7 protein-coding genes and 3 pseudogenes are annotated in these 11,591 nt (G+C 54.8%); 6 read left to right on the top strand and 4 right to left on the bottom strand.

Annotated elements, in window-relative coordinates:
• Positions 1–47: 47 nt before the first annotated feature.
• Complete coding sequence (locus Q1A53_RS23520; protein WP_366873045.1) at positions 48–416, bottom strand: transporter substrate-binding domain-containing protein; 369 nt, start codon at positions 414–416, stop codon at positions 48–50.
• A gap of 405 nt (positions 417–821) precedes the next feature.
• On the opposite strand from Q1A53_RS23520, the gene Q1A53_RS22970 reads away from it, so the two are divergent.
• The 4 genes from Q1A53_RS22970 to Q1A53_RS22955 all read left to right on the top strand — a co-directional run bounded on the left by Q1A53_RS22970 (position 822) and on the right by Q1A53_RS22955 (position 4,380).
• Positions 822–1,673 carry a DUF4394 domain-containing protein gene (locus Q1A53_RS22970; protein ID WP_299971625.1) on the top strand — a complete coding sequence of 284 codons (852 nt, stop codon included), beginning with the start codon at positions 822–824 and terminating at the stop codon, positions 1,671–1,673.
• A 130-nt stretch (positions 1,674–1,803) separates the two neighbouring features.
• Positions 1,804–2,346 carry a sigma-70 family RNA polymerase sigma factor gene (locus Q1A53_RS22965; protein WP_299971622.1) on the top strand — a complete coding sequence of 181 codons (543 nt, stop codon included), beginning with the start codon at positions 1,804–1,806 and terminating at the stop codon, positions 2,344–2,346.
• Positions 2,298–3,047, top strand: a complete 750-nt coding sequence (locus tag Q1A53_RS22960; RefSeq protein WP_299971619.1) for an anti-sigma factor — start codon at positions 2,298–2,300, stop codon at positions 3,045–3,047. Before Q1A53_RS22965 ends, Q1A53_RS22960 begins: the two co-directional genes overlap by 49 nt.
• Before the next feature lie 172 nt (positions 3,048–3,219).
• A complete protein-coding gene (locus tag Q1A53_RS22955; RefSeq protein ID WP_299971616.1) occupies positions 3,220–4,380 on the top strand; it encodes a hypothetical protein in 1,161 nt (386 codons plus the stop codon).
• A 238-nt stretch (positions 4,381–4,618) separates the two neighbouring features.
• Here Q1A53_RS22955 and Q1A53_RS22950 read toward each other — a convergent pair whose 3' ends face one another.
• On the bottom strand, positions 4,619–7,795 hold the full coding sequence (locus Q1A53_RS22950; RefSeq protein WP_299971614.1) for a cadherin-like domain-containing protein: 3,177 nt from the start codon (positions 7,793–7,795) through the stop codon (positions 4,619–4,621).
• 611 nt (positions 7,796–8,406) lie between these two features.
• On the opposite strand from Q1A53_RS22950, the pseudogene Q1A53_RS22945 reads away from it, so the two are divergent.
• Positions 8,407–8,652 (top strand): annotated as a pseudogene (locus tag Q1A53_RS22945) (transposase); the annotation flags it as partial.
• A 173-nt stretch (positions 8,653–8,825) separates the two neighbouring features.
• Here the strand turns inward: Q1A53_RS22945 and Q1A53_RS22940 are convergent.
• On the bottom strand, positions 8,826–10,784 hold the full coding sequence (locus tag Q1A53_RS22940) for a C1 family peptidase (protein ID WP_299971612.1): 1,959 nt from the start codon (positions 10,782–10,784) through the stop codon (positions 8,826–8,828).
• A gap of 235 nt (positions 10,785–11,019) precedes the next feature.
• On the opposite strand from Q1A53_RS22940, the pseudogene Q1A53_RS22935 reads away from it, so the two are divergent.
• Positions 11,020–11,386, top strand: a pseudogene (locus Q1A53_RS22935) (hypothetical protein); the annotation flags it as partial.
• Positions 11,387–11,441: 55 nt separating this feature from the next.
• Here Q1A53_RS22935 and Q1A53_RS22930 read toward each other — a convergent pair.
• Positions 11,442–11,591 (bottom strand): annotated as a pseudogene (locus Q1A53_RS22930) (ISKra4 family transposase); the annotation flags it as partial.

The raw sequence follows: 11,591 nt of genomic DNA, 5'->3' as shown, positions 1-11,591 counted from the left end.
AAATCCTAAATAAGGGTACAGAAATGGTCTGAATCGGCCTGAAACGGCTAGTTATTCTCAATTAGGGCACAACGACAGCTGCCTACTGGATCGGAAAAAGTCCCGGAAACGCGTCGCTCGGGCGTATCGACAAGCAGGCTGGTCAAATCGATCTCACCCCGTTCCAGCGCGCGGAGTATCTCCGTGGGATTTTGGAAAGGTGTGAAGGACAACTGGTATCCCTGAGGCTGCAGCAACATGCGGATCATGTCGATCGAATAGCCTTCGGCAACACCAGATGGACCCAAGAACGAATAGCCAGGAAACTGAGAGAAACCTACGCGCGCTATTCGTGTATCGCTTTCGCTGTGCCCGGAAGTTGGAAGGAGGCAACAGATTGCGATGAAGGAACAGAGTAGCCTTACAGCAAGTCTCATCGGTCTCACCACGTCATCCTCCCGTTTCCTTCCAAGCTGTCGGATCAGCATAAGGAAATCGTTAATTGGAGCCCCTTCAATCTGCTGCATTTGAAACTGTTTCCCGCTTTCTCCTGTTTGCTCGGGCCGAGGTCGAAAGATGCGTCCGGATCGGATCCGGTCAACAATTACTCAAGGCCCCGGAGTGTATCGCAGACGCGGTAAGACAGATCTGTCTTGAATGTCGCGTAAGGCCATCAACCTCGGTCACCGCTCGGTGCATGCGTCGCAAAAGAAGCGTCAATCACACCAAACAGCCAAAAAAAGGTTCTGTCCCGCTGAAACTATCCGGCATCGGCTTTCGTGATTGATGTCAGGGCGCGGGTCAATCGGCGCGCGCTACGACGCAACTTGAAAGGTAAAACGATGAAAACCCATGCATTTGTGACGTCTTTTCTTGCTCTTGCTGCGAGCCCTACTTTGGCTGGCGGCCATGCGGTTGTCTCCGGCTATGCTTTGGCAGACGACGGTGCAACGCTGGTCGTGATGAGCGATATCGGCACGCCTGACAAGGTCATGACGCACAGCCTCAAAGCGCCGCTGAAGGCGATTGCCTGGCGGCCCGTGACCGGCGAGCTTGTCGGTTTCTCCGACGGCATGATCGCCAGGATCAATCCCATGTCGGGTGAAATGATCAATCTTGAAGCGATGTTCATGGACGATACCATGATCGGCGACGGCAAGATGGTGGCCTTCGACTTCAACAATATGATCGATGCCGTGCGTGCTGTCACCTCGGCGGGCGAAAATCTGGTCTACTTCCCCGAAGGTTTTGGGGACAACGACGAGCGTGCGGGGTCGGTCCGCCGCTTCACGGACCTTGCTTATGTGGAGGGCGATGCCATGGTGGACGCGACACCAATGATCTTTGCCAACGCCTACACCAACGCGATCAATGACATGAAGGCGGGCGACACGTTCCAGTATGCGCTGGACGCCGAGACGGACGCCCTCGTGAGCCTTGCCAACAACGCTGGCACACTTGAGACCATTGCCAGGATCACCATCGACGGCGAGCCGGTCGATCTGGCTCCGATGGGCGGGTTCGACATCGTCTCGGCCACCGAAGGCGAAAACATCGGGCTTGCGATCCTGCAGATGGAGGGCGCGGCAAGCGCTGGCCTCTACAGCATCGATCTGCAAACAGGTGCTGCGACAATGAAAGCCGATCTTGGAATGGGTGGTATCACGGGCTTTGCGGCGTCTCTGGGTATGTGAGCCGCAATAGTAGTGTAACGAGTTGTTCGATGGGTACCCAGAAAGGTCCGGGCGGCAAGCCATTGCCGTTCCGACCTATTTCTGTCACGCAACAGAAGAAGACAGCCTGTTTCGCTTACCCAAGAACCGTATGACAGACCGCGACCATATTGAGGCGTTGATTGGCAAGGTGTCGCTCGGTGACCGAGCCGCGTTTGGCGCACTCTACGATGCAACCAACGGAAAGCTCTTCACGGTGTGCCTGCGGGTTCTGAAGAACAAGTCCGAAGCGGAAGACACGCTTCAGGAGGTCTACCTGCGGATTTGGAACAAAGCAGATCGTTACGCTGTGACTGGGCACAGCCCTATGACCTGGCTCATCACTGTGGCGCGCAATCTGGCAATTGACCGTCTCCGCGCCCGAAAGACGGCAGAAGTTGACCTCGACAGTGCCGCGGAACTTGTGGAAAAGAGCCCGGGACCAGAGGCGGCAAGTATCGCGGCGTCGGATCAGCGCCGGATCAGCGTGTGTTTCGAAGAATTGCCACCGGACCGAGCAGACGCCGTGCGCGCTGCATATCTCGAAGGCGCAACGTACCAGACTTTGGCCGACCGTCACCATGTGCCACTGAACACCATGAGAACGTGGCTGCGTCGCAGCCTGATGGTGTTGAAGGAGTGCCTTTCGCGATGAGCGACCAACAGGACATGCCGGAAGACGAGGCACTCGCTGCCGAATATGTCTTGCGCCTGTTGAACGCGAATGACGCGCGGTCGTTTGAGGCACGGCTCCGGGTCGAACCGGAATTGCAGGAACACGTGGCGTTTTGGGAGACGGAACTTGCCGCTCTCACCGACGATGTGGCCGAAACTACGCCTCCGCCAACATTGAGAAACCGGCTTCTTGCACAAGTCAGCGATCGCACTGCCGAGCCGAAAACTATCTGGAGCTGGGGATGGCTTGCGCTTCCGTCGCTAGCTATCGTGGCAGTGGTAGCCTTCCTCATCGTCAGTTCGATCCTGCGCGGACCAGTTTTTGATCCGACGCTACACGCAACGCTGATCTCCGCTGACGGCACAGTACATATCGAAGCGGGCTACGCGCCCGATGGCAATCTGTTCAAGGTCATCCCAGAGGAGGGTGCTCCTCCGGCAGGCCGCGACTTTGAACTATGGGTGATCGGGGCTGGAGCCGCCGCACCGGTCTCGCTTGGTGTGATCCCGGCAGACAGAGAAAGCACGTTCGAGATCACACCCGAGATCGCTGCTTTGATCAATGGTGGAACACTGGCTGTCTCTGACGAGCCGGAAGGAGGATCGCCGACAGGCGCGCCCACGGGCGCCATCCTTGCCACCGATGAGTTCTTCGACGCTGATTTGTTTCAAGCGGGCTGAAAATCCCTGAAAAAGCCTCTTATGTCGCCCGTTAACGGCCAATGGACGTGTAGCGTTTAAAGGGCGCGCCACGATCACGTCGCGCAAGATCAGTCGCGGTTTTCGATTGACGTAAGATCATGCGTGACAGACGCTCTGCTACGATTGGTCGTAACGTTACAGGGCGGATTGAATGCGGTGGATTTTCTTTACTTGTCTCTTTGCGGTTCCGGCTTGGTCGGATGTGGATCGTTTCGATCCCACGCGTTCAGCTGCTGACCAGCTCGTCGCCTATGCCGAGAAATTTGGCGTGGGAGAAAGTGAGATAACAGAAGCAATCTGGAACGGACGTTTTGTTCCGCATATTGCTGACATGCTCGATGTCGTTCAGGAGATCGATGGAGTAAGCTGTGCTGACCGAGTTCAGCAAATCTCCCAAGAGAAACGGCAAAGCGCATCCGTTTTTCAGCGGTTCGATTGTAGTCGGGATGCGACCGCTCTCGGCGGCCCCGGGCTGCCCGCCTGGAATGCGCGCTTTGGTGGGCTTTCTGAGGAGATGGCTTTTCGCTATGCACAACGAAGTTACCTGCTTCTAACCGGTCAAATGCAAGACCCGCCATGGACGGATGAAGATGTCAGATACGAAGACGTGTCCGACAGATGGGACGTTCAGGACCTGGTGCTCGACATTCAGAAGCGGGTTGCTCTACCCCACATGCTACTCATTCGCAGCGACGGAGGAGGCGTACTCGATTTTGCAGGAAAATATGAGGCAGACCGTATGCGCTTTGTGTCTTCGGTGCCGTCGGATTTGCCTGAGAGCCTCGGCTTCGTATCGACGGACGAAATGACCGACGCATTCGGGTCTCTTTGGATGCCTGCGATCTTTGAGTTAATTCATGACGGTGAATTCCTGGCAGTGGATTGGGCTTGGCGTGGCCGGGTGGCTGAAAGCCGTGGAAAGAGACGCGATGGCTGGCAAGCCACCGTTGCCGACGTACCAAATGGGACCGGTTTTAAGGGGATGTTTGCGCTTTGGGCTCTTGCGTGCGTCGACGCTCTGGGGTCGTGCGGCGAGAAGGAGGCATTGCTAGTCTACACACGTACAACCTCAACCTACGATCCCTATACCGGTGACACGACAGAAGAGGTGACCGATGAAGAAGTTTTTGCAGTCCCTCGTCGATTAGCACCAATCATTCTGGGGGATGCGGATGTTTTCAAGGGCGAGCGACAGGTCGCAACTGATCTTGCGTCCGAGCTTGGTTGTGACAGCCAACTGCTTCAACGCCTTGAAGAAAACATGGCGGCTTACGTGGCCGGAAGAGCGCCAGTACACCCGCCAGTTCACTAGGCAGTCGAATTCGCTGACACAATCCGATGTCCTAAGAGCTTTTCAAGCGGATTTCTCTCATGCCCTCTCCCACAAAGTGCGGGGTCGACGGAAGAGCGCAAGCGTCACTTCTTGAAAAAATTGTATCGGACCAAACGGGCCGAAGCTTGCTGACCTCTCGCCATAGTAAGGGCTAGTTCAAAGCTGTTCTGACTTTACATGGTGTGATTTCGGCGGCTACTCTCCGGAGGCGAGTCCTCTACAGCAGGAACTCATCCAATGTGTAATCGCCCGCGACGGTGCCCGGGCCATCGTTGATGCGCACTTCGAAGTCGATCACACCGTCGCCGTTCACCTCACCGTAGAGCCGGGTCTGACCACCGAACTCCTGCACCCAGAGCGCGCCTGCACCAAAGCCAAGACCCACGGCGCTTGTCACAGCACCGAGGAAAGTGAAGGCCTGGTTACCACCGGCGGTGGTGTTGGCATCAATGCCAGAGACATCAATAACGTCTCCGCCCGGCGCACCCGCACCGTCAAAGCCCGAGATCGTGTCAGCGGACCCGAAGGCTGATTCCGACACCGCGTTGAAGTCAAAGTTATCGAATCCGGCACCACCGTCCATGAAGTCGGTGCCAGCGCCGCCGCGCAGCGTGTCGCCCTGATTGCCGCCAAAGAGCGTGTCATTACCCGACCCGCCATCGAGAAGATCAAAGCCGTCGCCGCCGAACATCGTGTCATTGCCCGCCTGACCGAACAGGTCGTCGTCCTGCTGCTGACCATCCATCAGGTCATTGCCCGACCCGCCAAACATCGCGTCGTCGTTCGAGCCACCGAACATCCGGTCGTTGCCGCCCTCGCCGTTCATGAAGTCGTTGCCGCCGCCGCCGTTGATCTCGTCTGCACCATCGCCGCCCAAGAGCGTGTCGGCCCCGGTCTCACCGAAGATCTCGTCGTCACCGGCCTCGCCATCGACGAAGTCGTTGCCACCGTTACCAAAGAGCCGGTCATTGCCCAGCCCCCCTCGGACGGTGTCGTTTCCTTCGCCGCCAAAGATGGTGTCATTGCCAGCATTGCCATCGACAATATCGTTGCCATTGGCCCCGCCGATGGTGTCATTGCCGTCGCCACCGTTAATGGTGTCGTTGCCCTCTTCGCCAAAGAGCTGGTCGTCATCGTCTCCGCCGTTGATCTGGTCATTGCCCTGCTGGCCAAAGACCGTGTCCTTGCCGTCACCGCCGGAGATGTTGTCGTTACCCTCACCGCCGTTCAGCGTGTCGTCACCGAGGCCACCGATCAGTGTGTCATTGCCGCGGAAACCTCTGAACACATCGGCATTTGCCGTTCCTTGAAACACGTCATCGCCGATGGTGCCTGGGTAAGTGATCTGAACTGCTACCGGTACAAGTGCAATCCCGTCTGTGACAAAATAGTCGAAGCCTGCTGTGCCACCGAAACCCTGTTCCGGTGTGAACCTTACAGATTCTCCCGTTGCAACCACGCTTCCGCCACGCGCATTGCCCACCGAAGCGATAGAGAGTCCCGTTCCTGTATCTGCGTCGCTGTCGTTCATCAAAAGGCTCTCGAATGAGAGCTCTAACGGTTGTCTTTGCGATAAGGAAAAGTAATCCCCAACTCCTTCCGGAATTGCATTAGTTGAAGCGCCCGGAATGGCCAAATCAATACTAGTACCGTTTGAAAACGCGATGCGCTCGATCAGTGGGCTGCTTCCTGGATTGTAGTTGTAGAACTGGCTTGGCACGTATATCCAATTCTCATTGTCTGCAGTTGTGTATATCGTCATTCGGCCTTGGAAATCCTCAACGATCCGCACGTCGCTCGGAAGAAAACCATCAAGCAAAATCGTGTCAACAGGCCCGACGTCAACATTGCCGTAACGGCCAATCTCTGAGATTGTATCTCTCCCATGACCTGGTCTGAAGACATAAGTGTCTCCGCCAAATCCGCCTTCCAATCCATCGTTACCCACTCCGCCGTCCAGTAGGTCATCGCCACCGTAGCTTCGAATTAGATCGTCGCCATCACGTGTTTCAACAATATCATCAAATTCCGTTCCGGCCATCGCATTGTAGCCGTCTGTTCCTCTGAAGTAGAGGCCGCCTGTCAAATCTATTTCAATCCCGTCTGCAGTAATGAGGCGCTCTAGTCGGGTATCAGTATTCGCCGAAAACTGATACCCGAACCCGAGCCGCTGACCTGCAAGATCCTGTCTGCCATCGTGAACGTAGAGCGTGAGAAATGCGCTATTGACGCCGATGTCGCGCTGTAAACGAATATCTGCGAAATCTAGGTCCAGAAGTTGGACCGTATCGAAGCCACCTTCTTCCGAAATCCCATCGCTTCCGTAGCCCGCGCCGTACTCGTAGGTATCATCGTTCAACCCGCCGTAGAGGCTGTCATCTCCTTGTCCGCCGTTCAAGATGTCATTCCCTTTGCGGCCGAGAAGGGTATCCGGACCGCCAAGCCCCAAAAGAATGTCGTCGAATCCCGTTCCATCGAGCGTTTCGCTGCTGCTCGTATCCGTACCTGTCAGTAACAACCCCTGCGAGATGTCTACAATGAAATCATCAAACTGAATAAACTCGATCGCGCCCGAAGAATAGAACTGATCGTCTATAGTGATCAAATCTTCTGTGCTGTCTGCAGGGTCGAACACCCAAACGTAGAGGTCGCGGTCGTTGAAACCGCGGCTAATCCTAACATCGCCGGCATTGACTCCGCGAAACACGATCGTATCGGCGTCGTCGATCGATGCATCTAGACCAAATCCCTCTGGTTCCTGTATCGTGGCTTCTCCGAAACCGTAAGCAAATTCATAGTAGTCATTACCGAAAGATCCGCGCAGGATGTCTTCGCCTCCTGCCGCTGCGCCCAGGCCACGCAAAACATCACTGTAAATGCCTCCGGTAATCCAGTCGATGTTGGTATTTCCGAACAGTCCGGTAATTCGATTGGTGACATAATCGGGCTGTACCACACCATTGGCCGCCATCTCTGACATAATCCATGAGAAAACGTTCTGGTCGATAAGCTCGAAAATTGTTGCTTCGAATGTGGCATTTTGGAGAAAAAGAAAGCTGTCGGTTGAAGCAGACACTGCAACCGCCATCGCTCGGTAGCCGTCATAATGTGTATCGTACGTCCAAAGAGGGCTCCCGCTCTGCCCGCCTGATGCATCTAGCGTGCCGTCAGCACTACCTATCAGTAGGGGACCATCTTCGTTGATTGAGAAGGCGACATCCGAGACATACTGGCGGGAACCGTAGCTAGCGGTGTACGCTATCGTGCCTTCCGCAGAAAACATGTTCGGAAGGATTCCGGCCACTCCCCCAAGCACGTGCTGGTACTTGTCGACCGGGAAACCTGCCGTTTCCGCATCGACTCCGGCACCGAGATAGTTAAGGTAATTATCCATATCCACGTAGGCGTCTAAGCCAAAAACGTAAGGCTCCTGGCCGACAACTCCGTCTGTTATCGGAAGTTGGAAGAAGTTCGCATCATCCTGATTGGAAATTAGAGCAATATCGCCGAAGCCTTGAACGCGTTTGTACGGGTACCCGGGATCAGTAAAGGGTGTTTCTGCAGCAAGCTGAAAAGAAGGTGCGCCTGAAATTAACAGGCCCGACGTCGCATCTTCGACAACATGCCAAGCGGATAGTGCCGTATTCGATCCAATGTAGAAGGCCGTTCCACCTTTGCCGCTGGCGATGAGCGCCGCTATGCCGGTATGTGGGCTTGAGAAGCCTTCTTCGGAAACTTTTTATCGTGAATCAATGCCCATTGGTTGCATAACCCTGCGAATAAATGAAAAATGAAGTTAATAATTTATCTTTAAAGATCTCGGTTCATTTCGCAACAGCATTTCCCGATCGCAAGTCACAGCAGACGTTAAAGACTATTGGTCTTCCAAGACGCTTGCACCTTCACACGTGCCTATTGTGATTCCGGCGCAAAGTCTGACGAACTCGTATAGCTGACAAGACAGTTAGACGGTGAGGTCATGTCAATGGTGTCGTTCAGAGGAGCACAATCTCGGATCTTTCCGAAATGCCGCGCTTTGCAAGGGTCCTCCACAGGGATCTTGATGCCGTGAAGAATGCAATTGCCCTACCTTGGAACAACTGCCAGGCAGAGGGGCAGATCAATCGCCTCAAAAGGCTGAAACGAGCCATTTATGGTCGCGCTGGACCAGAACGTATGCGGGCCAGAATGCTTCCTTTAGACCACACACTCTTAGGAAGAACCTATTTGAGTGCACAGACATCACGCTGAAATCACAGAGAAAGCTGTCTTGGAGTTAACTGAAACGTGACAGCCATTTTGCGAACAGCAAGCCAGGTGTTCTAAGCGAGATTGCCATCGTCGCGGACCTTTTCGAACCCGCAGCATAACGAAACCGGCGATCAACCGCCAAGCGAGCTAAGATCAATAACGCAACAGAGCCTTTAATACCCAGTCATGTCTTCAGGCTGGAAGCCCTTGGCCGGTGTCGGCTTTTTTCCGAGGATGTTTTTAAGGATGTTATTCATCGTCTTACGATCATTGTCGAAGCCACCATGGGTGTCGCTGTCTGTCTTACTTCGAGCTCGGCCCGCATAGTGGATTATATGGCTCGTTTTTTGAGGCACTTCGTCGACAAACTTCTCCATGCCAAGCAGTGGCATTTTTTTCTCGTCTTCAAAGGCATTGGAGACGAAGTAGAGCAGCGATTTTCTATAGGGTCCAACGCTGTCATCGAGTTCGCGCTGATCAATCAGATTGTATTGCAGCAGGTTTTTGATGCCCGAAGCCGAACCGGTTTTACCAATGCGCGAATGATAGCTCCTCTTAAAGAGCTCGACGGTGCAGGCTGGTGCCATGAGTGAACAGGATTGTATGGGGGTTGTAAGGGGGTTCATGGTCTCCATGGCTTCCAACAAATGCGCGATCAGAATAGATCCCGCGCTGTGGCCAACGAGATGGACCTTGAGAGGTTTGCTCCGTTTGGCATTGCCGTCGAGCAGGGTTTTGACGGCCCTTCGTCCGCCTCCGGAGGCGATGAAGCTCTGTCGTGCGTCCCGTTTCATGTCGCGCCAGACGGCGGTGCCGGGTCCGCGCGCCATCGATTCCAGAACTCGGTCAAAGAAATCAGATACTCCGCCGACGCGGGCTTCCGCGCGATCGCGGGAATTAAAGATGACATCCGTAAGAGATTCAAAGAAACCGGTCTCCCACATGAAGTGGATTGGGTAGATCCCGTTGCGCTTGAAGACTTCCTTCATTTTTCGAACGCGGTTGGCGGAAGCTGAGCTATTGTTGAGCCCGCCATGGGCGTAAAACAGGAGATGGTCATAGCTCCGCTCGGCCGTCGCACTTTCATCGGCAAGGAAGTCCGCGGTTTCTTTGATTGTAGTAATCGGGGTTGGGTATTTGCCAGTTTCAACAAGCTTTCCATCGTTTAGATGGATAATGTGGCCAATAATGTCTTCATGCCTTGGCGCACGGATGTTCTCGGTTCCAAAGAGGTTTTCAGCTTCCGGTGTGGGCTGGGTGACGGCAAGGTCGAAGGCGTCTGGCGTTGGAACAGACAATCGCAGGACCCAGGCGTCCATGACCGTTGCAGCCCAGTCATGGTAGCTCCAATGTGCTACGCCTTTGTGTCCGGCAAAGCCGCCCCAATCTTGGCCCCAGGAATTCTGGATCAAAAAACCGTTTTCATCATACCCCACGATGATGAAGGCATGTCCGCCTTCGGTAAGATGCGACGGTTTGATCACGCCTTTTGCGGGACGTTGCCAGCCGCGATGCACCATGGCGGAGACATAGATGACTCCGACTTCATTGAGCGCGGCGTGATAGTCGATGATTTCGGACCTGAGACGGTAGTATGCCCCTAGCCCTACATTTCTCGCGTCTCTTGCGTGCTCAACGGTGAGAAACCAGTTCTTTTCACTATCTTTGTAGGGCGCAGTGTCTTCGCTACAGGCGCCGTTGTTGTAAAAGCCTTTGAGCGCACCACGGATGCTCGACCCTTCATAGTCCTCACCGGGCCACTCATCATTAATTTTTGCCATCTCATACAGCATGCGCGGGCTGGCCATGGGAACAGTGGCGGTCAGGTCGATACGCGCGTGGCGCGTGCGGTTCATAAGCGTGATCGCACTGGCAAGCGCAAATCCAGTACAGGCGCCTTCCCGCCCCTGATCCCTGATCGGGCTGAGTGCCGGATCTGGTGGCGTTAGTTTTAGGGCGAGATCGAGAAGGGCGGGTTCATAGATACGATCGCGGAGATCGGTTGCGTCGGGAAGCACATTTAGCACCCGATTGCCCAGTCTTGGAGCCGCATCGAGGGATTGTGAGGGGTCAACGGTCTGTTTGGATGTCTTGCTGCTTTTGCTTTTTGACTTGGCGGATGGTTTGGCCATTGGAAAATCTCCCGGAAGGGTTCAGTAAGTGACTAGCGATTTCAATTTTTTCTTCTCAATACTTGCGAGACTACTCTATCAAAATTGGCGATTTTCACCAAGGATTGCCTCGTGTTTAGGGAGAAAATGCTCGAGCGGCCCACGCCCTTTGGATGTAGGAAGTGACTGGCAGTGTTAGTTGTTTGATCCCACGGTTTGATGGTGTGCTTCTTTCTTTGGAACGGAAGAATGCATTATGGGACAAATTCGTCATGGCAGCGCCTCGACGAAGCACGCGATCCGAGCTCACATACAGCGATCCACTGGCTGGCAGGCGACTGCGCAGCAGTCTGCCGAGAAACGCAAGCTTCGGTCGCGGGTTGAGCCGCGAAATTGGAGTCAATCCCAAGACGGTGGCCAAGTGGCGCAGTCGCCGAACGGTCGAAGACCAGAAGACCAGTCCGAAAGAACCATGCTCGAGCGTGCTGAGCGAAGATGAGGAAGCGATGGCGGTCGCATTTCGCCTGCATACGCTGCTGCCATTGGACGATTGCCTCTACGCATTGCAGCCGTCTATCCCGCGTCTGACGCGCTCTTCTTTGCACCGTTGCCTTCAGCGGCATGACCAACCTCAAAAACGGGAGTGGGCAAAACCTGGGGGTCTTGTACGGCGATCCCTTGATTTGAGACTGCCAGACGCTCATCAAGAACAGCGGCTCTGGTGACGGCTACGTTATGGGCTCCGCGTGGCGACCATCTCATGCGCCTGCGTTTGGCCATGCGTGTGTTGCCGATGTCGTCGACACAGCCTTCGGCACGGGAGGTCGA

The organism is uncultured Roseobacter sp. (assembly GCF_947496515.1).
In the GTDB taxonomy this organism is placed as follows: Bacteria; Pseudomonadota; Alphaproteobacteria; order Rhodobacterales; family Rhodobacteraceae; genus Roseobacter.
Note: the sequence above shows the minus strand (reverse complement) of the source record. Positions and strands in the feature narration are given on the sequence as shown.

Bases quoted from the DNA above. Each gene is read 5' to 3' on its own strand.
- Q1A53_RS23520 (WP_366873045.1), bottom strand. From the start codon at position 416: ATGAGACTTGCTGTAAGGCTACTCTGTTCCTTCATCGCAATCTGTTGC.
- Q1A53_RS22965 (WP_299971622.1), top strand. From the start codon at position 1,804: ATGACAGACCGCGACCATATTGAGGCGTTGATTGGCAAGGTGTCGCTC.
- Q1A53_RS22970 (WP_299971625.1), top strand. From the start codon at position 822: ATGAAAACCCATGCATTTGTGACGTCTTTTCTTGCTCTTGCTGCGAGC.
- Q1A53_RS22955 (WP_299971616.1), top strand. From the start codon at position 3,220: ATGCGGTGGATTTTCTTTACTTGTCTCTTTGCGGTTCCGGCTTGGTCG.
- Q1A53_RS22940 (WP_299971612.1), bottom strand. From the start codon at position 10,784: ATGGCCAAACCATCCGCCAAGTCAAAAAGCAAAAGCAGCAAGACATCC.
- Q1A53_RS22950 (WP_299971614.1), bottom strand. From the start codon at position 7,795: ATGGATAATTACCTTAACTATCTCGGTGCCGGAGTCGATGCGGAAACG.